The 20,124-nt window shown below is 62.6% G+C and carries 22 protein-coding genes; 13 read left to right on the forward strand and 9 right to left on the reverse strand.

All coding sequences use genetic code 11. The features are described from left to right. Nucleotides 1-7: 7 nt before the first annotated feature. Entirely contained in the window at nt 8-793 is a 786-nt protein-coding gene (locus AC07X9_RS01500) for a nucleotidyltransferase family protein (protein ID WP_086485420.1), read from the forward strand. Nucleotides 794-908: 115 nt separating this feature from the next. Here the strand turns inward: AC07X9_RS01500 and AC07X9_RS01505 are convergent, their stop codons facing one another. Together AC07X9_RS01505 and AC07X9_RS01510 are read right to left on the reverse strand one after the other, a co-directional pair. Then, nucleotides 909-3,221 carry a putative bifunctional diguanylate cyclase/phosphodiesterase gene (locus tag AC07X9_RS01505; protein WP_026002230.1) on the reverse strand — a complete coding sequence of 771 codons (2,313 nt, stop codon included), beginning with the start codon at nt 3,219-3,221 and terminating at the stop codon, nt 909-911. Next, the gene (locus AC07X9_RS01510) at nt 3,218-3,832 is read right to left on the reverse strand and encodes a cupredoxin domain-containing protein (RefSeq protein ID WP_086485421.1); all 615 of its coding nucleotides are present in this window, start codon (nt 3,830-3,832) and stop codon (nt 3,218-3,220) included. The genes AC07X9_RS01505 and AC07X9_RS01510 overlap by 4 nt, the downstream gene beginning before the upstream one ends. Nucleotides 3,833-3,947: 115 nt before the next feature. On the opposite strand from AC07X9_RS01510, the gene AC07X9_RS01515 reads away from it, so the two are divergent. The 3 genes from AC07X9_RS01515 to AC07X9_RS01525 all read left to right on the forward strand — a co-directional run bounded on the left by AC07X9_RS01515 (nt 3,948) and on the right by AC07X9_RS01525 (nt 5,565). After that, entirely contained in the window at nt 3,948-4,820 is an 873-nt protein-coding gene (locus AC07X9_RS01515; protein ID WP_026002229.1) for a DUF3034 family protein, read from the forward strand. A 7-nt stretch (nt 4,821-4,827) separates the two neighbouring features. Further along, on the forward strand, nt 4,828-5,304 hold the full coding sequence (locus AC07X9_RS01520; protein WP_017182178.1) for a group I truncated hemoglobin: 477 nt from the start codon (nt 4,828-4,830) through the stop codon (nt 5,302-5,304). Between the two features lie 78 nt (nt 5,305-5,382). Continuing rightward, the gene (locus tag AC07X9_RS01525) at nt 5,383-5,565 is read left to right on the forward strand and encodes a CsbD family protein (RefSeq protein ID WP_017182177.1); all 183 of its coding nucleotides are present in this window, start codon (nt 5,383-5,385) and stop codon (nt 5,563-5,565) included. Nucleotides 5,566-5,601: 36 nt separating this feature from the next. Here AC07X9_RS01525 and AC07X9_RS01530 read toward each other — a convergent pair whose 3' ends face one another. Further along, a complete protein-coding gene (locus tag AC07X9_RS01530) occupies nt 5,602-6,981 on the reverse strand; it encodes an alanine/glycine:cation symporter family protein (protein ID WP_026002228.1) in 1,380 nt (459 codons plus the stop codon). A 123-nt stretch (nt 6,982-7,104) separates the two neighbouring features. On the opposite strand from AC07X9_RS01530, the gene glmM reads away from it, so the two are divergent. From glmM to AC07X9_RS01570, 8 genes are all read left to right on the forward strand, one after another. Further along, nucleotides 7,105-8,445, forward strand: coding sequence for a phosphoglucosamine mutase (gene glmM, locus AC07X9_RS01535; protein ID WP_017182175.1), 1,341 nt, complete (start codon nt 7,105-7,107; stop codon nt 8,443-8,445). 12 nt (nt 8,446-8,457) lie between these two features. After that, the gene (locus AC07X9_RS01540) at nt 8,458-8,682 is read left to right on the forward strand and encodes a DUF1272 domain-containing protein (protein ID WP_017182174.1); all 225 of its coding nucleotides are present in this window, start codon (nt 8,458-8,460) and stop codon (nt 8,680-8,682) included. After that, the gene (gene thiD, locus AC07X9_RS01545) at nt 8,679-9,446 is read left to right on the forward strand and encodes a bifunctional hydroxymethylpyrimidine kinase/phosphomethylpyrimidine kinase (RefSeq protein ID WP_017182173.1); all 768 of its coding nucleotides are present in this window, start codon (nt 8,679-8,681) and stop codon (nt 9,444-9,446) included. The genes AC07X9_RS01540 and thiD overlap by 4 nt, the downstream gene beginning before the upstream one ends. Beyond that, a complete protein-coding gene (rnhB, locus tag AC07X9_RS01550; protein WP_026002227.1) occupies nt 9,439-10,038 on the forward strand; it encodes a ribonuclease HII in 600 nt (199 codons plus the stop codon). The genes thiD and rnhB overlap by 8 nt, the downstream gene beginning before the upstream one ends. Before the next feature lie 223 nt (nt 10,039-10,261). Further along, the gene (locus AC07X9_RS01555; RefSeq protein WP_017182171.1) at nt 10,262-10,909 is read left to right on the forward strand and encodes a L,D-transpeptidase family protein; all 648 of its coding nucleotides are present in this window, start codon (nt 10,262-10,264) and stop codon (nt 10,907-10,909) included. 224 nt (nt 10,910-11,133) lie between these two features. Beyond that, nucleotides 11,134-11,967: a DUF262 domain-containing protein gene (locus AC07X9_RS01560; protein ID WP_086485422.1), complete on the forward strand. Its 834-nt coding sequence runs from the start codon at nt 11,134-11,136 to the stop codon at nt 11,965-11,967. A 44-nt stretch (nt 11,968-12,011) separates the two neighbouring features. Then, nucleotides 12,012-12,824 (forward strand): IS5 family transposase, encoded by an 813-nt coding sequence (locus AC07X9_RS01565; protein WP_086485423.1) that lies wholly within the window; start codon nt 12,012-12,014, stop codon nt 12,822-12,824. Beyond that, a complete protein-coding gene (locus AC07X9_RS01570) occupies nt 12,821-13,219 on the forward strand; it encodes a hypothetical protein (RefSeq protein ID WP_086485424.1) in 399 nt (132 codons plus the stop codon). Before AC07X9_RS01565 ends, AC07X9_RS01570 begins: the two co-directional genes overlap by 4 nt. Before the next feature lie 361 nt (nt 13,220-13,580). On the opposite strand, the gene AC07X9_RS01575 is transcribed toward AC07X9_RS01570, so the two are convergent. Beyond that, on the reverse strand, nt 13,581-14,804 hold the full coding sequence (locus AC07X9_RS01575; protein WP_026002694.1) for an IS256 family transposase: 1,224 nt from the start codon (nt 14,802-14,804) through the stop codon (nt 13,581-13,583). Nucleotides 14,805-14,902: 98 nt separating this feature from the next. Here AC07X9_RS01575 and AC07X9_RS01580 point away from each other — a divergent pair, with 98 nt between their 5' ends. Further along, nucleotides 14,903-15,250, forward strand: a complete 348-nt coding sequence (locus tag AC07X9_RS01580; RefSeq protein ID WP_017184093.1) for a hypothetical protein — start codon at nt 14,903-14,905, stop codon at nt 15,248-15,250. Between the two features lie 232 nt (nt 15,251-15,482). Here the strand turns inward: AC07X9_RS01580 and ahpF are convergent, their stop codons facing one another. From ahpF to thrB, 5 genes are all read right to left on the reverse strand, one after another. Then, nucleotides 15,483-17,063 (reverse strand): alkyl hydroperoxide reductase subunit F, encoded by a 1,581-nt coding sequence (ahpF, locus tag AC07X9_RS01585; RefSeq protein ID WP_017184094.1) that lies wholly within the window; start codon nt 17,061-17,063, stop codon nt 15,483-15,485. Between the two features lie 92 nt (nt 17,064-17,155). Continuing rightward, nucleotides 17,156-17,719: an alkyl hydroperoxide reductase subunit C gene (ahpC, locus tag AC07X9_RS01590; RefSeq protein WP_017184095.1), complete on the reverse strand. Its 564-nt coding sequence runs from the start codon at nt 17,717-17,719 to the stop codon at nt 17,156-17,158. 106 nt (nt 17,720-17,825) lie between these two features. Further along, nucleotides 17,826-18,515, reverse strand: a complete 690-nt coding sequence (gene betI, locus AC07X9_RS01595) for a transcriptional regulator BetI (protein WP_017184096.1) — start codon at nt 18,513-18,515, stop codon at nt 17,826-17,828. A gap of 73 nt (nt 18,516-18,588) precedes the next feature. Next, nucleotides 18,589-19,038: a ribonuclease HI gene (gene rnhA, locus AC07X9_RS01600; protein ID WP_017184097.1), complete on the reverse strand. Its 450-nt coding sequence runs from the start codon at nt 19,036-19,038 to the stop codon at nt 18,589-18,591. 106 nt (nt 19,039-19,144) lie between these two features. Further along, nucleotides 19,145-20,122, reverse strand: coding sequence for a homoserine kinase (gene thrB / locus AC07X9_RS01605; RefSeq protein WP_017184098.1), 978 nt, complete (start codon nt 20,120-20,122; stop codon nt 19,145-19,147). Between the last annotated feature and the right edge of the window lie 2 nt (nt 20,123-20,124).

Genomic DNA, 20,124 nt, shown 5'->3' on the forward strand with positions numbered 1-20,124 from the left:
GGCAGACATGAGCGCGCCCATCACCGCCATCCTGCTTGCCGGATCACGGCCCACGCCCGATCCTCTGGCGGTCGCTGCTGGCGTGGCGATCAAGCCGCTCGCCCCGGTCGCGGGCCAACCGATGATCAATCATCCCGCGCGCGCGCTGCTGGCGCAGCCGGCGGTGGGACAGGTCATCATCCTGACCCAGTCGTCCGCCCCCTTTGCCGCTGATCCCGCGACGGCTTGGCTGACGACACATCCGCAGGTCCGGTTCGAGCAGAGCGGGGCGGGCATAGCCTCCTCCCTGCTGGCGCTGCTGGAGCGGGGCGATGTCCCCTTTCCGATCCTGCTCACCACAGCCGATCATGTGCTGCTCGACAGCGCGATGCTCGATCAGTTTACGCAAGAGGCCGCAGGCGCCGATATCGCCGTGGCGATGGTGGAGCGGCGCATATTGCTGGCGCGCTATCCTGGGTCGCGCCGCACATGGCTCAAATTTCGCGATGGCTGGTGGTCGGGCGCCAACATCTTCTGGTTCGGCAGCGACCGGGCGCGCTCGATCATCGCCTTGTGGCAGGAGGTCGAGCAGGACCGCAAGAAGGGGTGGAAGATCGTATCGGCCTTTGGCCCGGTTGCGCTGATCGGCACGCTGCTGCGCCTGTTGACGCTGCGCGGCGGGATTGCGCGGATCGGGCGGCGCTTCGGGCTGACCGCGCGGCTGGTGGCGATGGAGAAGGCCGAAGCCTGTATCGACGCTGACAAGCCGGACGATGTCGTGCTGATCGAACGGATCGTCGCCGCGCGCGGTTAGGCGCGCAATCACCTTGATCCGTCCGTTTCGAGCGAAGTCGAGAAACTTGTGCGCTACGTTTCTCGACTTCGCTCGAAACGAGCGGAGGTAGGTTCAATCTGGCGCGACGATGCGCCTAGGCCGCCTTGCGCGCGCCGTCCAGCTTGTCCAGCAGCGCGTCGACATCTTGCGCCGGGATCGGGCGGCTGAACAGATAGCCCTGGATCTGGCCGCATCCTTCGGCGCGCAATATGTCGAGCTGGTCGCTATGCTCCACGCCCTCCGCCGTCGTTTCGATGCCCAGCGCGTCGGCCAGCGTCGTAATCGCGCGGATGATGGCGGTTGCGCCCTGATGTTCCAGCAGATCGACGATGAAGCTGCGGTCAATCTTGAGCTTGTCGAACGGGAAGCTGCGCAGATAGCTGAGCGAGGAATAGCCGGTGCCGAAATCGTCGAGCGCCACGCGCACGCCCAGCGCCCGCAGGCTATGGAGCGAGGATAGCGTCGCCTCGACATTGTCGATGAACAGGCTTTCGGTAATCTCCAACTCCAGCCGGTTGGGCGCGAGGCCAGACCGCGCCAGCGCCTGAAGCACGACGGCGGCCAGATTGGGGCTGCGAAACTGGATCGGCGATATGTTGACGGCCACGCGGATATGGTCGGGCCAGGTCGCGGCGATACGGCAGGCTTCATGCAGCGCCCATTCGCCGATCGGGATGATGAGGCCGGTTTCCTCCGCCATCGGTATGAAATGGATCGGCGACACCATGCCGCGCGTGGGATGCTGCCAGCGCAGCAGTGCCTCGAACGCTGTCACGCGATTTTGCGACAGGCCGAACAGCGGCTGGAAATGCAGCGCCAGTTCGCCATTGCGCAGCGCGTCGTGCAGGTCGGTTTCCAGCGCGCGGCGGGCCTGCGCCTCTGCGTCCATGGCGCTTTCAAAGAAGCGATGGCTGCCCTTGCCCTCGCTCTTGGCCCGGTGCAGCGCCAGTTCGGCATTTTTGAGCAGGCTGGTTGCGTCCGCGCCGTCCTGCGGGCTGAGCGCAATGCCCACGCTGGCGCTGACGATGATGCGATGACCATCTATGTCGAACGGTTCGGCCAGCGCCGCGACGATGGCGCGACCCGCCTGATCGGCCGTCTGCCCCCCGGCGCGCAGCTTGATGGCAAATTCGTCGCCCGCCAGCCGGGCGGCAAAGCCACTGGGGCAGGTCGCCTTCAGTCGTGCGCCGACTTCGCACAACAGGGCGTCGCCAACCGGATGGCCAAGCGATTCGTTGATCGATTTGAAATTGTCGATGTCGATGCAGAACAGCATCAGATTGCCGCCTTCGGCGCGGGTGAGGCCAAGCGCAACCTGTTCGCGCAGCATCGCCCGGTTGGGCAGGCCGGTCAGCGCGTCGTGGAAGGCCATATGCGCAATCTGCGCCTCGCGCGCCTCGACCGCATCGACCATGCGGTTGAAGCTTTGCGCCAGCCGCCCGATTTCGTCGCGCGTTTCGACCTTCACCTGCGCATGTTCGCCTGCGCTCACCTTGCGGGCGGCGGCTTCCAGCGCAACGATCGGCCGCGACAGGCTGCGCGATGCGGCAAATGCGCCGGCCACGGCCAATACGCCGCCAACCACGCCGAAACCGAACAAGGCCCACAGGATCGGCGCATAGCCAGCCATCGCGCGGGTCAGGCTATATTCCAGCACCAGCATTTCCGGCGCAGTCTCTATCAGCGTTTCAACAGGCCGGGTCTGCACCAGCATCAGTTCGCCGTTCCGCACGACTTCGCGCAGGCCACCATTGGCCGTGTCCGTCCGGGCGACACGTGCCAGCGGCATGAGTTGCGGATGCAGGTCGATCGAGGACAGTTTCGCCAGCGCCTTCAGGTCGGTCGGGCCCATGTTGCGGGCAAAGACGACCCAGCCGGTCAGTATCGGCGCGCGGACGGGCGCGGCCGCGACGATATGACCCTCGCTGCCCCATCGCACCACGCCCTGTATCCGCCCGGCGTCGAGCGCGTCGTAAAGCTGGTCCTGATCGGTACGGCCAAGATGTTGAAGGTCGCCCACCACCGTGCCATCGACCCCGACGAACATTGCATGGTCGAGCTGGAAGCGGCCCTTGAGGCTATGCAGCGCGGATTCGATCGTCGGGGCGTCATTGGTGCCCACCGCCTCGCGAAAGCCGAAATCGCTGGCCAGCACGTCGGCCCCCTGGCTCAGTTGACGCCGTTGCATCGCCGAAATCCGGTCGAACAGGGCGCTGCCGACATTCATCTCATGCCGGATGGCATTTTCGGCATAGCTTTCGATGGCCTGGCGCGTGCCCAAAAGCGTGAGCGTCGTTACGGCCAGAAACAGCGCGCCGTAGAACAAGGTCATCCTGATCGTCAGGGTCGACTGTGCCGTGCGCCGCCAGCGCAGCCACCGTCTTTTCAGGCGAAGGGGTAGGCTCATTTGGACGCGCGCAACGCCAATGGCACGGTCTTGCTCTCCATGCCGCTCGCCGGAATGGGCAGGTTGATCAGCAATTCATTGTCCTTGCCCTTGAGCAACGGGTGCCAGACCGTGACCCGCGCCGTGCCGGTCCCCAGCCCGTTTATCCGCGCCTGTCCGGCGGCATTGCTCTTGGCGGCGAAGGGGGTGTCGACCACCTTGATGAAGCCGCTCATGGCATCATGAATATTGCAGCCCAGCGCCACCGCGCCCGGACTGGTGAAGGTGTAGCTGCGGCTTTCATCCTGTCCGAACAGCTTGATTTCAAACTTGGCCGCCTTGGAAAAGGAATAGACATGATGTCGCACCTTGTCCTTGTTGGGGAATTTGACCGTCGCGCCAACGGGTACGATCAGCACATGGGGCGAAAAGGCGATATTCTGCTGCACCATGGTCGTGCCCCATGGGAAGCGGATCGGGCCAGCCGGGATGCCGCCGGCGGGACGGACGGTGACGACCGCATCGCTGACCGGGCGGCCAGCGGCATCGACGATCCGAAGATCGATGTCGCCCGCCATGGCCGGGCTGGCGATCAGGGAGAGGGCGGCGAGGAAAAGGCGTGGCGCGTTCATGGTTACTGTTGGTAAAAGCAAACATTGAACAAATGTTTAGTTCGTTATGGACCGCATTTTCACGCTGACGGGGCGGGAAACATTATTTTAACCATGATTTGCCTATCTGCCGATCATGACCTGTTTCCGTCCTTTCCTGTGCATCATGCTCGCGCTGGCTGCTTTGTCCCCGCAACAGGGCATGGCCAGACCGATCCGCAATGGTGGCAAATTGCTGCTGACCAATGGCATCAGTTCGCTGGAAGGGGCGTCGGGCGGTGGCCTGACGCCCTGGGCGGTGATCGCCGGCAATGAAACATCGGACGGCTTCGGCCTGTCGGCCCATGGCACGCTGGTCGAGGTCAAGGATTATGACTATCAAAGCGCTGGCGTCGCGATCGGCATCCGCGATAGCATCGAACTGAGCTACACGCATCAGGATTTCAACACGAACGAGATTGGCGCGGCGCTGGGGCTGGGCAAGGATTTCGCCTTTTCGCAGGATATTTTCGGCGCGAAGGTCAGGCTTGCGGGCGATCTGGTCTATGACCGGCTGCCAGCCATCGCGGTCGGCGTTCAGTATAAGAATAATAATCAGGGTGCGATCGTCCGGGCGGTGGGGGCCAAAGGGGACGAAGGCGTCGATTATTATGCGTCGGTCAGCAAATTATTCCTCGCGCGCTCCATCCTGCTGTCGGCGACCGCGCGCCTGACCAAGGCGAACCAGATGGGGCTGCTGGGCTTTGGCGGCGGCAAGCAGGGCAATCACACGCTTCAGTTTGAAGGATCGGCCGCCTGGCAATTGTCGCGCCGGATCGCGATCGGCGGGGAATATCGGCGCAAGCCTGACAATCTGAACATCGCGCGGGAAGATGACTGGTTCGACGCCTTTGCCGCCGTCGCCATCAGCCGCAATGTCACCGCGACCATCGCCTATGCCGACCTTGGCTCGATCGCCACGGTAAAGAAGCAGCGCGGCGTGTTTCTCCAGCTTCAGACCGCCTTCTAAAGGACGCATGCCCATGTCCATCATCCTCTCGCTGCTGTTGTTGCAGGCGCCCTATGCTTTGCCGGGGGAGGCCGCCGTGGACCCTTATGTCGCCGACAATCGCCAAGCCGGGGCCGTGCCTTTTACGGGCGACGGCATGGCGAAGGCATTTGGCGGGCAGGATGGCATCCGCCGCATCGTCGATCGCTTCGTCGCGATCAATTTCGCCGATCCGGTGATTGGCGAGATTTTCGCCAATCATGACAAGGTTCGCCTGAAGCGCACCTTGTTCGAGCAATTCTGCTTCATCCTGAATGCGGGCTGCACCTATAGCGGGCGGGACATGGCCAGCGCGCACAAGGATCTGGGCGTGCAGAAGGCGGACATGAACCGCCTCGTCGAAACGCTCCAGCGCGCGATGAGCGAGGAAGGGGTCAGCTTCCAGGCGCAGAACCGCTTTCTCTCCAAACTCGCGCCGATGCGCCATGATGTGATCGAAAAGTAACGTTACGCCTGCGTTCTGGCTGAAACCCTTTCTCCCCGCGTTGGTTTAACTTGTGGAAATCACGCAAGGAGTATTCACATGGGTGAAGTAACCGACAAGTTGAAGGCCGCTGGCAACAAGGCGGCGGGCGCCGTCAAGGAAGGTATCGGCAAGGCGACCGACAATGAGCGCATGGAAGCCGAAGGCAAGGCGCAGAAGGCCAAGGGCACGGCTCAGGACGTTTCCGGATCGGTCAAGGGCGCCCTTGGCGACAAAATCTGATTTCGACTTGCTCCCAAGCAGGAGAAAGCCCCGCCCTTATCCGGCGGGGTTTTCTTTATCCGCCAGATAGGCGCGCACGTCCCGGCGCAATTCGCCCGCGCACAGATATAGCGCGATGACATTGGGGATCGCCATCAGGAAGAAGCTGCTGTCGACAATGTCGACGACACGGCCAAGGTCGATCGCTGCTGCGGGTGGCAAAGCGACGATGTAGAGGATTTTATAGGTCCATTGCGCGCGCGGACCATGGCCGAACAGATAGCCCCAGGCCTGCAAGCCGTAAAATCCCCAAGCGACCAGCGTCGAATAGGCGAACAGAAACACCACGACCGCCAGCAGCCAGGGGAACCAGGGCGACACCTGCGCAAAGGCGGCGGAGGTAATCGCAATGCCCTCCAGCCCCATATTCCATGTCCCCGCGACGACCAGCGCCAGACCGCCCAACGCGCACACGATCATGGTGCCGAGCAGGGGTTCAAGCAGCGCGACCAGCCCTTCGGACACCGGGTGGCGCGCCCGTGCCAGACTGTGCGCCATCACGGCCGATCCGACGCCCGCCTCACTGGCGAACACCGCGCGGCGCATCCCGGCGACGAACGCGCCCACGGCGCCCCCTGTCGCCGCCTGGCCATTCCACGCCCCGTCCCAGATCAGCGCCAGCGCGCCGGGGATGGCGTCCAGATGCAGGATCAGGATCGCCAGCACGCCCGCCAGATAGACCGCGACCTTGAGCGGGGTCAGCCTTTTGGCGACTTCTCCCAGCCAGGCCGCGCCGCCCAGCGTCACCAGCGCGACGGCCCCGGCCAGAAACACGCCATAGGCCCATCCGTTGGTCAGGCCCGTTACCACCTTCACTTGCGCGAAACTCTGATTGACCTGCACCATCGGTATGGCGCCGAACAGCGCGAAAAAGGCGTAGGCACCGCCTAATATCATGCCGATTTTCGGCCATCCGCGCGCAGCGCCGACGGATTTGAGCACATACATCGGCCCGCCATGGACATGGCCAGCATCGTCAAAGATGCGATATTTGAGGCCCAGCGTGACCTCCGCCATCTTCACCGTCATCGCGAACCAGCCGATGATGAACATCCACAATATCGCGCCCGGTCCACCCATGGTCAGCGCCACCGCAACGCCCGCGATATTGCCAAGCCCGATCGTGCCGGACAGCGCCGTGCTGAGCGCTGCCCACTGGCTGACATCGCCCTTTGCCTCGCCCTTGTCCGGCTGGGTCCGCAATATGCGGATCGCGCGGCCGATCTGGGTGATATTGGGAAAGCCCAGCCACAGGGTGAAGAACAGCATCGGCAGCGCCAGATACAGCACGATCAGTTCGATCTGCGCGCCCGCCACGGGCACCTTGAAAAATACCGCGCCCGACAGCGCGTCGATAAAGCCATTGAAACTGTCCATCGCGCGGGGATGCCGCGAGGCCGTTGGAAAGTCGATCAAGAAAAACTTGGCTTTCTCTCATCCCGCTCATGCCGAACGGTTCTGGGGTTGATACCGGGCGTCTCTCCGGTGCATGAGAAACGCATGACCAGACGATATTTCGGCACCGACGGCATACGCGGGCGCACCAACGCATGGCCGATGACGGCGCAACTGGCGATGCAGGTCGGCATGGCGGCGGGCACCCATTTCCAGCGCGGAGACCATCGCCATCGCGTTGTGATTGGCAAGGATACGCGGCTTTCGGGCTATATGGTGGAAAATGCGCTGGTCGCTGGCTTTACCGCGGTGGGCATGGACGTGGTGCAGTTCGGGCCGATCCCGACGCCCGCTGTCGCGATGCTGGCCCATTCGATGCGCGCGGATCTGGGCGTCATGATTTCCGCCAGCCACAATCCCTATTTCGACAATGGCATCAAATTGTTCGGCCCGGACGGCTACAAGTTGTCGGACGAGGATGAACTGAAGATCGAGGCGCTGATCGAGCAGCAGGTGCCGCTGGCCGCGTCCAAGGATATTGGCCGTGCCCGCCGGGTCGAGGATGCGCGTGGCCGCTATATCCATGCGGTCAAATCCAGCTTTCCCGCCGACCTGCGGCTCGATGGCCTGAAAATCGTCATCGATTGCGCCAATGGCGCCGCCTATCAGGTCGCGCCGTCCGCCTTGTGGGAACTGGGCGCGACCGTCGTGGCGGTTGGCGTCAATCCCAATGGCACCAACATCAATGACGGCTGCGGATCGACCGCGCCCCTGCTGTGCCAGGAAACCGTCGTATCGTCGGGCGCGGACATTGGTATCGCGCTGGATGGCGACGCGGACCGGCTGATCGTGGTCGATGAGAAAGGCCAGATCGTCGATGGCGACCAGATCATGGCGCTGATCGCCGCCAACTTCGCGCGCGCGGGCACGCTGCGCGGCGGCGGGCTGGTGGCGACGGTCATGTCCAATCTGGGGCTGGAGCGCTTTTTGACCGGGCAGGGCATTGCCCTCGAACGCACCAGCGTGGGCGACCGCTATGTGCTGGAGCGGATGCGCAGCGGCGGCTTCAATGTCGGCGGGGAGCAGTCGGGCCATATGATCCTGTCCGATTATGCGACCACCGGCGACGGTACGGTCGCGGCGTTGCAGGTGCTGGCTGCACTCGTCCGGTCCGGCAAGCCCGCCAGCGAGACGCTGCACCAGTTCGATCCCGTGCCGCAATTGCTCAAAAATGTCCGCTTTTCCGGGGGCAAGCCGCTGGAGCATGATGATGTCCGGCGCGTCATTGCGCAGGCGCAGGCGGAACTGACCGGCGTTGGCCGGCTGGTCATCCGCCCGTCCGGTACGGAACCTGTGATCCGGGTGATGGCCGAAGGCGACCGGGAGGAACAGGTGCGCGACGTTGTCGACCGTATCTGCGCCGCGGTCGAGAAGGCGGCGGCGTGACGGGGATCGATCATGCTTGAAATGCGCCCCGATTGCGAACGCTGCGGCACGGACCTGCCTGCCGATGCGCCCGGCGCGTTCATCTGCTCGTTCGAATGCAGCTTCTGCGCGCCCTGTGCGGAGGCGCTGGACGATCGCTGCCCCAATTGCGGCGGCGAGCTGATGGATCGGCCGACCCGCACGGGCAAGGCGCTGGCGGGCAATCCCGCGTCCACCGTGCGTTACTTCAAGGGATGAGCATCGCGCGCATTTTGATCATCGCCGGGTCCGACAGTGGCGGCGGCGCGGGCATACAGGCGGATCTGAAGGCCGTGACGATGCTGGGCGGTTTCGCCATGACCGCGATCACCGCGATCACGGCGCAAAATACGCTGGGGGTGCAGGGCGTGCATCCGGTGCCCGCCGACATGGTGCTGGCGCAGATGCGCAGTTGCATCAGCGACATTGGCGTCGATGCGGTGAAGATCGGCATGATCGGGTCGGCGGAAACGGCGATGGCGGTGGCCGATCTGCTGACGGGTTTGCGCGATGTGCCGATCGTCTTTGATCCGGTGATGGTGGCGACCAGCGGGTCGGTGCTGGCCGATGCGGAAACGATCGCGGCGTTCGAGAAACTGATGGCGATCGCCACGCTGGTGACGCCCAATATCCCGGAACTTCTGGCGCTGGGCGGGGAGCGGGTTGCCGCGCGCTTTGGCACGCATGTTTTGGCCAAGGGCGGGCATGGCGTCGGCCCGGTGCTGGTCGACCGGCTGCTTGGTCCCGACGGGCTGGTCACCGACTGGACCGATCCGCGCATCGACACGCCGCACACCCATGGCACCGGCTGCACCCTGGCCAGCGCGATCGCGACCGGGCTGGGGCAGGGGATGGCGCTGCCGGGCGCTATTGCGCGGGCGCGGGCCTATGTGCGCGCGGCGCTGACCATCGCGCCGGGGCTGGGTGGCGGGCATGGGCCGATGGGTGCGCCGCGCGGGTTCGAAGCGCCCTTCCGTGCCTGATTTCGCCCATGAACTGCGCCACCATCCGGGGCTGGTCGCCGGGGTGGATGAAGCGGGCAGGGGGCCGCTTGCCGGGCCGGTGGTCGCGGCGGCGGTGATTTTGCGGGCGGAGGATTGCCCGGAGGGGCTGGACGACAGCAAGGCATTGTCGGCCAGGCGCCGCGCCGCGCTGGAGGCGGAGATCAAGGCGCGGGCGCTGTGCTGGGGGCTGGGCGTCGCCAGTGTCGAGGAGATCGACCGGATCAACATATTATGGGCGACGATGCTGGCCATGACCCGCGCGGTCGAGGCGCTGGGGCGCGATTGCCAGCATGTCCTGGTCGATGGCAACCGCGTGCCCGACTGGCGCTGGCCCGCCACCCCGGTCGTGGGCGGCGACGCCCGGTGCCTGTCGATCGCCGCGGCCTCCATATTGGCCAAGGAAGCGCGGGACCGGATGATGCGGGAGGCGGCCGCCATCCACCCCCATTATGGCTGGGAAAGCAACAAGGGCTATGGCAGCGCGCAGCATCTCGCCGCGCTGCGCACCCATGGGCCAACGCCGCTGCACCGGCGCAGCTTTGCCCCCGTGGCGCAGATGCTGCTGATTTAAGGGCACTGTCCCACACAACCTCCGTTCGTTTCGAGCTTAGTCGAGAAACAGGGCGCATCGTTTCTCGACATAGTTTATCCAGAGCGTCTGCCGCAGATGGGCAATCGAAGGGCTCGAAACGAACGGGGGACGCTGTTCTCTCCCCTGTCCCAAGTCGGGACCAATGCGGCAAAGCGCAGCGTCCCCCTCTGGCGCGACGCTGGCATATGGTTAAGAAAGGCTTATGCTTTTCGCCCGGTTGTTCGTCCTATCATGCTGTCTGATCCTGGGCATGCCGTCCGCGCGGGCGGAACTGGCCGACCTGCCGCTGGCGCCGGGGGCGTATCGTTGGGCCGATGATGCCGCCGCCAGCGGGCCGCTCTACCTGATCATCAGCCTGGAACGGCAGCGCGTCCATGTCTATCGCGGCGACCGGCTGATCGGCGCGGCCAGCGTGTCCACGGGGACGAAGGGCCACCGCACCCCCACCGGCAGCTTCCCTATCCTGCAAAAGCGCCAGTGGCACCGCTCCAACCTCTACAGCAATGCGCCCATGCCCTTCATGCAGCGGCTGACCTGGGACGGCATAGCGCTCCACGCCGGGCATAATCCCGGCTACCCCGCCAGCCATGGCTGCATCCGCCTGCCCTATGCCTTCGCCCGGCAACTCTTCGCCCTGACGCAGATCGGCACACTGACGCAGGTGACCGCCAACCGTCTGAACGCCGCGATCCTGCTCGACCCGCTGGTGCTGGGCGACAAGGGGAGCAGCGTGGTGACGTTCGGGATGGAGGGCGGCATGGGCGGCAGCGCCATGCGGACGGGCGCGGCGACGCGGGTGCCGATGTTGGAGATCGACCCGGATATTTTCGGGGTCTGGGGTCGACGGTGAGTGGGGCGGGTTGGCCGGAAGGCAACTGGCCGGTTTGGTATCGGGTCACGGGGCTAGCTGACTCTCGCACGGCGTCGGCTCCCGACCAGAGTGGCTCGTTTTGATTTGCTTTCAGAAATGTTGGCTTGAGACAGAAACGGCGACACGGTGGATGCCGAACGGAAGCCCTTGCTAAACCGAACTCGCGTAGGACATATGAAGCATGATTTTTCATAGGTGTAGTAATGTCTGGTAACGAGGGCGAAGATATCGGTCCCGAGGTAGTCCTACAATACGGTGAGATCACCGAAGACGATCTGGGGTTGGTCGCGGACGATATCCAGCAACTGGTTGTCGCGCCCACCGACTGGACGATAAGTGTCCTCGTTGATCTGCTTCGCAAGCGTAAGATCGATTTGCAGCCGAACTACCAGCGACGAGTGGCCTGGGACGAGGGGAAGATGTCTCGGTTCATTGAGAGCCTTTTCATGCGGCTGCCGGTCCCTCAGATTGTCTTGGCTGAAATGCGTCCCGGGGTCTTTGCCGTTATCGATGGTAAGCAGCGTATCAATTCGCTGGCGCGGTTTTGTTTGGACGATAAGGCACCTTTGCGGCTGGGCGGATGTGAGTATCGCGCGGACCTGAACAACAATACTTACGATGATCTCCAAGCAATCCCGGCTCTGGAGCCGTCAGTAGATGCTTTCCAAAATCACACGGTACGGACAGTTGTAGTCAAGAATTGGAAGTCAGACAGCCTACTTTACTTATTGTTCTTGAGGTTAAACCAGAATAGCGTAACGCTTTCTCCTCAAGAGCTTCGTAGGGCTCTCTATCCCGGCAAGTTCATGGACTGGCTGGATGATAAGACCGCACAGTCCGCAGCGATGAAATCGGTCTTCAAAAAAGTGCCGGACTTCCGCATGCGCGATATGGAAGTTGCAACTCGATTTCTCGGCTTCCACAGGTTTACCGACCTGTATGAGGGCAACATGAAGAAGTTTTTGAACGAAACTTCCCAAAGGCTGTCTGAAAATTTCGACGCTCAGAGGCCGTTTCGAAAGGGGTTGAGCAGCTGAGGCACATGTGATTCCGGGAGTTTGCAGACATCTCGGAGGCAGGTATGTGGACCCCAGCCACCCGCGCGCAGCATACGCGGGTCTCGAAGCGATACCAGACGGATTTGATCGACGCGGAGTGGCAGTTGATCGCAGTTTTTCTGCCGATGCCCGGTTCGACCGGACGACGGCGCGGATGGCCGATGCGTGAGATCGTGAACGCCATTTTCTATGTTCTGCGCGGCGGGATCGCATGGCGCTTGCTGCCGAAAGACTTTCCGCCATGGCAGACGGTCTATCGCTGGTTTGCCCGTTTGCGGGACGAGGCCGTGTTCGAGCGGATAAACCACGCGCTGGTGATGGCGGATCGTCAACGCGTGGGGCGCGAAGCCAGCCCGAGCGCGGCCATCATCGACAGCCAGAGCGTCAAAACTACGGAAAGCGGCGGCCCACGGGGCTACGACGCCGGCAAGAAGATCAAGGGCCGCAAGCGCCATGCCTTGGTCGATACCGATGGCAGGGCGCTGCTGGTCGAACCCCACACCGCCGATGTGCAGGATCGTGATGGCGGCGGCGCAGTGCTGCAAATCTCCCGCAGCCTGTTCCCGTTCATCGAGAAGGTCTGGGCCGATGGTGGCTACAACCATGAGCGCGTCACCCAGGCCACCAATATCAAGGTCGAGATCGTCAACAAGATCACCGGTCAGACCGGCTTTGTCGTCCTGCCACGACGCTGGGTCGTCGAACGCTTCTTCGCATGGATCAACCGAAATCGCCGCCTGGCCAAGGATGTCGAGGCTACGCTGAAATCCGCAGCGGCCTTCCTCTACGCCGCCGCCGCACTGCTCATGATCCGCAGACTGGCACGGTCAGCATGAGTTTCGAAACCGACTCTCAGCTGGGCCAGTTAGAGCATGACTGGATGCAGCTTGAAGATGGTATGTCTCTAGCAAGCACCATCTTCGGCAAGGATGCGTTCAAGTCCAGACAGGACGGAAAGTATCAGCGCAGTCCGAACCGCGCCGTTATTGATATAATGGCATACTATTTTGCCGATCCCGCCGTGCGTGCTGCAATCCCCGACGACAAGAAGCCGGCCATTCGCGCCGCGTTTGAAGATCTCTGCGATAATAACGCGAAGTTTTTGCAGGCTCTCCAGACATCAACGAAGACAACAAAGGCTACAAGCCAGCGGTTCCATGACTGGGGCGACGCACTAAGAAAGGTTATTGGCGCAGTTGTTCGTGAATTTCCATTGGCTCGCAATCCTTAAGCTGATTCGACGTCATGCCGCGCGCGTATACCGCTGATTATCTAGCCCTGAAGGCAAGGCTAACAAGTCTGACCCATCTGCTGCCGCCGGCACCAGCGGCTGGAGCGACGCCGTCAAGGCAGGATGCCGATAAAATGGCTGCGTTCGTCATTCTATTGCATGCGGAATGTGAGCATTTCTTAGAAAAAAGGGCATTGAAAGTTGCGGATGAAGCCAAAGCAGCCTTCGATAGCGGGGGAGATTTTGGCAGGGTCGCCAGGCACTTATGCGTTTTCCCGTTCATAGATGCGCCGAAGCAGATGTCAGATTTGGAGAAGATGGGGACTGTCAGGAATTTCGTGTGCGGCGAGGCGGTTGACCATCAGGCCGTCATGGCCCTGATGAAACGTTCGCCGAAGAGCACGGCAAATTGCGCCTTCGCCATGTTCCACTCACGCGGTGGCATTTTCCACTCTTTCTCCGATCGGTTCAAGATCAGATAGAGCAGCTTTGTCGCCGCCTCATCGTTGGGGAAATGGCCCCGCGCCCGGACAGCGCGGCGGAGCTTGGAATTGAGGGCCTCGATTGAATTGGTCGTATAGACGATCCGCCTGACCTCGTCGGGGAAGGCGAAAAATGGGATGACCTCAGGCCATGCCCGGCGCCAGCTCTGGCCGATAGCGGGATAGCGCTGGCCCCAGAAGCTGGCTTCGAAGGCGGTCAGCGCCTCCTCGGCGGCTGCGGCATCGACGGCACGATAGATGGCCTTCAGGGCTGTTCCGAGCGCCTTGCGATCCTTCCATGCCACGAAATCCATCGAGTTCCTCAGGAGATGGACGATGCAGGTCTGGACCATCGCTTCGGGGAAGACGGCGGTGATGGCATCGGGAAAGCCCTTGAGGCCATCGACGACGGCCAGCATGATATCCTCGACGCCGCGATTGCGCAGTTCGTTCATGACGCGCAGCCAGAATTTGGCGCCTTCATTCTGCTCCAGCCATAGCCCAAGGACCACCTTGGTGCCGTCGGCCATGACGCCCAGGGCAATATGGATCGCCTTATTGCGGACCATCCCCTCGTCGCGGATCTTGACCCGGATCGCATCGAAGAAAACCAACGGATAGGCTGGGTCCAGAGGCCGCTGCTGCCAGGCCGCAACCTCCTCCAGCACAGCGTCGGTGATCGTGCTGATCAGGTCGGGCGAGGCCTCTATGCCGTATAGTTCGCGCAGATGCCCGGTGATCTCACGGGTGCTCATGCCGCGCGCATACATCGAGATGATCTTGTCATCGAAGCCGGGAAAGCGACGCTGATACTTGGCGATCAGTTGAGGATCGAAGCTGCCCGCTCGATCACGCGGAACCTCGATCTCGATCCGTCCACCGTCGGTCGTCACCGTCTTGCGGCCATAGCCGTTCCGGCTGTTGTTCCCTTGCTCCTCCTGGCCAAGATGGTGATCCATCTCCGCGTTGAGGGCGCGTTCGGCAAAGGCCTTCTTCAAAGAATCGAGCAGGCCGCCTTGGCTGAGTGCCGCTGCCGCGTCAGTGCCGGCCAGCAACTGATCGAGAATGGCGTTCGGTATTGAGGGTTCTTTCCGTCGTGACATATTGGGTCTCCTTGTTGCCCATTATGCCTCGCCGCACACGAAATTCCTGACAGTCCCAGAAGATGTTAAGAATTTTCGGGACTAGCGGTTTTGGCATTATGGCATCGGCCAAGTCGATCGCTCAAAACAGAATCGAATACGGGAGGCTGCTGAACATCGGCTATCAGCGTTATAAGCAGACCGTCACTAACAACCATGGAGCGGCGCTGAAGTATCAGTTTAAACTATTGACGGCGCTTGGATTTGATCTCGATTTGGTCGGTGCTACGTTCAAATCTCGTATAGCCCAACTCGCAACCTATCGAGGTGAAGCCGCGCACACTTCAGTCGTGGCTGCTACCACCGCAATTTCGTCTCCTACTCTAGCGACTTGGCCGGCGGACCTAATGTACGGATTTGCAAAGATGGATCGTGGCCTATCTTCGCTTGCAACAATGACCAAGTAGCCTTCGGGCTTTAGAGAGGCGGTGTACCTGCCGCTGGGCGCGTCCGAAGGAAATGGCCGCGAAGTCCTAGACCCATTCACAATTTGAATGTCCGTTTCCGAGTGCTGGTACGTAGCTGCCGAACGGCGACAAATGGCGCACTTCAGCCATTCCCCACCCCACAAAAAAGCAGCCGACCCGTCACCGGATCGGCCGCTTCACATATGTCCAACTTACCGTCGAACTTCTCCCGTCACGCCGCCTGTGCGGCCTCTTCGCTGGCGGGCAGGCGGATCAGATAGTCGAAGGCTGACAGGCCCGCCGTGGAGCCTGCGCCCATGGCTATGACGATCTGCTTGTAGGGCACGGTCGTGCAGTCGCCTGCCGCGAAGATGCCCGGCACGCTGGTTTCGCCGCGGGCGTCGATTTCTATTTCGCCGCGGGGGGAAAGGGCGACCGTGTCTTTCAGCCATTCGGTGTTGGGGACCAGGCCGATCTGGACGAAGATGCCTTCCAGTTCGACGTCATGTTCCTCGCCGCTGTTGCGGTCCTTGTAGGACAGGCCGGTGACGCGATCGCCATTGCCGTCGACCTTGCTGGTCAGCGCCGATGTGATGATCTTGACGTTGGGCAGGCTGGCGAGCTTGCGTTGCAGCACCGCGTCGGCGCGGAGCTGGCTGTCAAATTCGATCAGCGTCACATGGGCGACGATGCCCGCCAGGTCGATCGCGGCTTCGACGCCGCTATTGCCGCCGCCGATCACCGCGACGCGCTTGCCCTTGAACAGGGGGCCGTCGCAATGGGGGCAATAGGCCACGCCTTTGTTGCGATATTCGTCCTCGCCCGGCACGCCCATCTGCCGCCAGCGCGCGCCGGTGGAGAGGATGAGGGTGCGGCCTTTGAGCGACGCGCCGTTTTCCAGCACGACCTCATGATAGCCGCCTTCGGTACGGGCGGGGATCAGCTTCGTCGCCTTTTGCAGGTTCATGATCTCGACGTCATAATCCTTCACATGGGCTTCGAGCGCGGAAGCGAGCTTTGGCCCTTCGGTGCGCGACACGGAGATGAAATTTTCGATGTCCATCGTATCGAGCACCTGGCCGCCGAAGCGTTCGGCGGCAACGCCGGTGCGGATGCCCTTGCGCGCGGCATAGATGGCCGCCGCGGCCCCGGCAGGCCCGCCGCCGACGATCAGAACCTCGAAAGGGTCCTGGCGCTTGATCTTTTCCGCCGCGCGGGTGGCCGCGCCGCTGTCGATTTTGGCAACGATCTGCTCCAGTTCCATGCGGCCCGACCCAAAGGGTTCGCCGTTCAGGAAGATGGTGGGCACGGCCATCACCTTGCGCTCGTCCACTTCCGCCTTGAACAGCGCGCCGTCGATGGCGACGTGGCTGATGCGGGGGTTGAGGACGCTCATCAGGTTAAGGGCCTGCACCACGTCCGGGCAATTCTGGCAGGACAGGGAGAAATAGGTTTCAAAGGCAAAGTCGCCGTCCAGCCCCTTGACCTGTTCGATCAGATCCTGCGCGGCCTTTGACGGGTGGCCGCCGACCTGGAGGAGGGCCAGGACCAGCGACGTGAATTCATGGCCCATCGGAATCCCCGCGAACCGGACGCCGATGTCGGTGCCCACGCGGCGGATCATGAAGCTGGGGACGCGCTTGTCAGCGCCGGTGGTCACGCTGACCTTGTCGGACAGGGCAGCGATTTCATTGAGCAGGTCATTGAGTTCGCGCGATTTGGCATCGTCACCCAGAGAGGCGACGAGTTCGATAGGCTCACGGATGTTGACCAGATAGGCCTTGAGCTGCTGCGTCAGGGTGGCGTCGAGCATGGAATAATCCTTACGTTAGATACAATAATGGCCCGGAGCGGAGGAGAGGTTCCACTCCGAGCCACTTTGCGACCCGCTAGGGGAATGATAATTTAGATCTTGCCGACTAGGTCGAGCGATGGGGCAAGGGTTTCTTCGCCTTCTTCCCACTTGGCCGGGCAGACTTCACCGGGGTGCGCGGCGACATATTGCGCGGCCTTCACCTTGCGCAGCAGTTCGGTCGCGTTGCGGCCCACGCCTTCGGACGTGATTTCCATGAACTGGATCACGCCTTCGGGATCGACCAGGAAGGTTGCGCGGTCAGCCAGGCCAACGCCGGGGCGCATCACGTCGAAATTATTGGTGATCGTGCCCGACTGGTCGCCCAGCATGTAATAGTTGATCTTGCCGATGGCGGGCGAGGTGTCGTGCCATGCCTTGTGGCTGAAATGCGTGTCGGTCGATACCGAATAGACTTCGACGTTGAGCGACTGGAGGGTCGGGTAGATGCCGGCCAGGTCTTCCAGTTCGGTCGGGCAGACGAAGGTGAAGTCGGCGGGATAGAAGAAGAAGATCGCCCACTTGCCCTTCACGTCCGCGTCGGTGACGTCGACGAACTTGCCTTCCTTATAGGCGGTCGCGGCGAACGGCTTGATGGTGGTGTTGATGAGAGCCATGGGCTTGTCAGTTCCTTCTGAGGGGTTGCTGTTGCCGACCCCATGTAGGGTAGCGGCTGAGTCGAGGGAAATTGGTTTTATCGGACTTGGAGAGTGAGAAAAACGATCACGGCTTATCTGATTGATCGATCCAGTCACCGCGCCCCGCGTCGCCCCGCCATTGCCCCAGCGCCAGCATCATCGCGCGCTCGACCATGGCCTGGGCTTCCTCGGCGGAGAAGGTGGTGGGATCGAGGCAGATCTCGAGCCACAGCCCATCGACCAGAGCAGTGAGGCTGATCGCCGCCAGGCGGGCGCGGTCCTGCGGCATTTCCGGCACGATCGCGCGCAGCAGCGCTTCGAGCTGGGCGCGGGTGCGCCGGTAGACATCGGCATGGATGGCGGCGATGCCGGGGTCGGTCCGGACCAGGCTCCAGAAAGCGGTCCAGGTCGCGAGCAGATCGGGATCAAGGATGGGCGCGCGGAAATTGGCCTGAAGGCAGGCGCGGAGCTGGTCGCGCGGATCGTCGCCCGCTTCCTCGACCGCCTGTTCCAGCGCGGCGGACACGCGCACGCCGACATCCTCATAGGTGGCGAGGATGAGGGCGTCGACGCCGTCGAAATAATGGGTGAGCAGGCCCGACGAAACACCCGCGCGCGCGCAGATGGCGCGGACCGACGTGCCAGCGACGCCTTTTTCGGCAAGGCACCGCGCGGTCGCTTCGATCAGCGCCTGTCGCCGCACGTCGGCGCTTTCGCGAATGAAGCGCGCGCGTGTCTTTGAAATTCCCTTACGGTTTACTGGCTTTTCTGTCATTTCTTCCCCCGAAGGCCCGCTTTGGGGTCTGGCGATGCGTCTGGCAAGATACGCTGTTGCTTCGGGCGTGTCTCTAACGGCGAAAACTGTCGGCCGCGGCGCTGGCCAGACGGTCGGCGCGTTCATTTTCGGGGTGGCCGGCATGACCCTTGACCCATTTCCAGGTCATTTGATGCGGGGCGGCGGCCTTGACCAGAGCCTGCCAGATTTCGACATTCTTGACCGGCTTGTTGTCGGCGGTGCGCCAGCCCTTCTTCTGCCAGCCGAACACCCATTTGGTGATGCCGTCCATCACATATTTGCTGTCGGTATGAAGGGTGACGCGGCACGGCTTCTTGAGCGCGTTGAGCGCCTCGACCGCGGCCATCATCTCCATGCGGTTGTTGGTGGTGAGCGCTTCGCCGCCCGACATTTCCTTTTCCGTGTCGCCAAAGCGCAGCACCGCGCCCCAGCCGCCCGGACCTGGATTGCCCTTGCACGCGCCGTCGGTGAAGATGTCGACGATGGGCAGGTCAGTGCTCATGCTGCGTGCTCCTGGACAGGCGGGAGCCCGGTCCCGTCGCGAGGATAGGCAGGCATGGAACCGGGTTCCCGGCTGCGCGGGAACAGGTTGCTTTTATCTGCTGCTCTCATGCGCCCAATAATTCCGCTGGATTGGCGCTGGCGTAGAAATCGAGGCGGCGCAGATAGGCGAGCGGGTCCTTGCGGGTCACCAGCGCGTCGGGCGGCGTGTTGATCCAGTCATAGGCGCGGGTCAGCAGGAAGCGCAGCGATGCGCCCCGGCACAATATGGGGAAGGCCGCGCGCTCTGCGTCGGTCAGGCCATGGGCCAAGTCATAGCCAGCGCCAAGCGCCGCCGCGCGATCAGCAAAGAAGCTGCCGCCGTCATGGCTGAACACCCAGGCGCTGTGGGTGATGGCCAGGTCATAGGCGCGGATGTCGGTGCAACTGAAATAGAAATCGATCAGGCCCGTCACCTTGTCGCCCAGCATCAGCACATTGTCGGGGAACAGGTCCGCATGGATGATGCTGCGGGGCAGGTCGGCGGGCCAGTGCGCGTCGAGAAAGGCGAGTTCGTCGCGGACACGGGCGGCAAGGCCCGGCGCGATCTGATCGAAATCCTCACCGCATCGGGCCGCCAGATCATGCCAGCCGGCAAGGTCCAGCGTGTTGCGCCGTTCGAGCGGGAAGCCCTCTGCCGCGCGGTGCAACTCCCCCAGTGCCGCGCCGGTCGCGCGCGCCTGTTCCGGGGTCGGCTCGGTCAGCGAAATGCCGGTCAGAAATTCGATCAGGCAGGCGGGGCGACCCGACAAGGTCTGGAGCCGCTGGCCGTCCCGGTCGGCGATGAAGCGCGGCACAAGGCAGCCGCGCGCGCCCAGATGATCGAGCAGGTCCATGAAGAAGGGCAGGTCGGCCTCATCCACCCGCTTTTCATAGAGCGTGAGGATATAGCGGTGGCCAGAGCCATCATGGCCGGTGGTCTCCAGCAGATAATTGCTGTTTTCCACCCCTTCGGCGATCCCCTTGGCGGATACGAGGCGGCCTGCGTCATAGCGGCTGAGGAAGGCGTCAATCTCTTCGGCGGGAACATGGGTATAGACGGCCATGG

This window comes from Sphingobium sp. GW456-12-10-14-TSB1 (assembly GCF_059424385.1).

Excerpts from the sequence above, each read along its gene's own strand:
- AC07X9_RS01560 (WP_086485422.1), top strand. The coding sequence starts at position 11,134 with ATGTCTGGTAACGAGGGCGAAGATATCGGTCCCGAGGTAGTCCTACAA.
- AC07X9_RS01530 (WP_026002228.1), bottom strand. The coding sequence starts at position 6,981 with ATGGACAGTTTCAATGGCTTTATCGACGCGCTGTCGGGCGCGGTATTT.
- ahpF (WP_017184094.1), bottom strand. The coding sequence starts at position 17,063 with ATGCTCGACGCCACCCTGACGCAGCAGCTCAAGGCCTATCTGGTCAAC.
- thiD (WP_017182173.1), top strand. The coding sequence starts at position 8,679 with ATGAGCATCGCGCGCATTTTGATCATCGCCGGGTCCGACAGTGGCGGC.
- ahpC (WP_017184095.1), bottom strand. The coding sequence starts at position 17,719 with ATGGCTCTCATCAACACCACCATCAAGCCGTTCGCCGCGACCGCCTAT.
- glmM (WP_017182175.1), top strand. The coding sequence starts at position 7,105 with ATGACCAGACGATATTTCGGCACCGACGGCATACGCGGGCGCACCAAC.
- betI (WP_017184096.1), bottom strand. The coding sequence starts at position 18,515 with ATGACAGAAAAGCCAGTAAACCGTAAGGGAATTTCAAAGACACGCGCG.
- AC07X9_RS01505 (WP_026002230.1), bottom strand. The coding sequence starts at position 3,221 with ATGAGCCTACCCCTTCGCCTGAAAAGACGGTGGCTGCGCTGGCGGCGC.
- thrB (WP_017184098.1), bottom strand. The coding sequence starts at position 20,122 with ATGGCCGTCTATACCCATGTTCCCGCCGAAGAGATTGACGCCTTCCTC.
- AC07X9_RS01510 (WP_086485421.1), bottom strand. The coding sequence starts at position 3,832 with ATGAACGCGCCACGCCTTTTCCTCGCCGCCCTCTCCCTGATCGCCAGC.
- rnhA (WP_017184097.1), bottom strand. The coding sequence starts at position 19,038 with ATGAGCACTGACCTGCCCATCGTCGACATCTTCACCGACGGCGCGTGC.
- AC07X9_RS01565 (WP_086485423.1), top strand. The coding sequence starts at position 12,012 with ATGTGGACCCCAGCCACCCGCGCGCAGCATACGCGGGTCTCGAAGCGA.
- AC07X9_RS01555 (WP_017182171.1), top strand. The coding sequence starts at position 10,262 with ATGCTTTTCGCCCGGTTGTTCGTCCTATCATGCTGTCTGATCCTGGGC.
- AC07X9_RS01520 (WP_017182178.1), top strand. The coding sequence starts at position 4,828 with ATGCCCATGTCCATCATCCTCTCGCTGCTGTTGTTGCAGGCGCCCTAT.
- AC07X9_RS01525 (WP_017182177.1), top strand. The coding sequence starts at position 5,383 with ATGGGTGAAGTAACCGACAAGTTGAAGGCCGCTGGCAACAAGGCGGCG.
- AC07X9_RS01580 (WP_017184093.1), top strand. The coding sequence starts at position 14,903 with ATGGCATCGGCCAAGTCGATCGCTCAAAACAGAATCGAATACGGGAGG.
- AC07X9_RS01540 (WP_017182174.1), top strand. The coding sequence starts at position 8,458 with ATGCTTGAAATGCGCCCCGATTGCGAACGCTGCGGCACGGACCTGCCT.
- AC07X9_RS01570 (WP_086485424.1), top strand. The coding sequence starts at position 12,821 with ATGAGTTTCGAAACCGACTCTCAGCTGGGCCAGTTAGAGCATGACTGG.
- AC07X9_RS01575 (WP_026002694.1), bottom strand. The coding sequence starts at position 14,804 with ATGTCACGACGGAAAGAACCCTCAATACCGAACGCCATTCTCGATCAG.
- AC07X9_RS01500 (WP_086485420.1), top strand. The coding sequence starts at position 8 with ATGAGCGCGCCCATCACCGCCATCCTGCTTGCCGGATCACGGCCCACG.
- AC07X9_RS01515 (WP_026002229.1), top strand. The coding sequence starts at position 3,948 with ATGACCTGTTTCCGTCCTTTCCTGTGCATCATGCTCGCGCTGGCTGCT.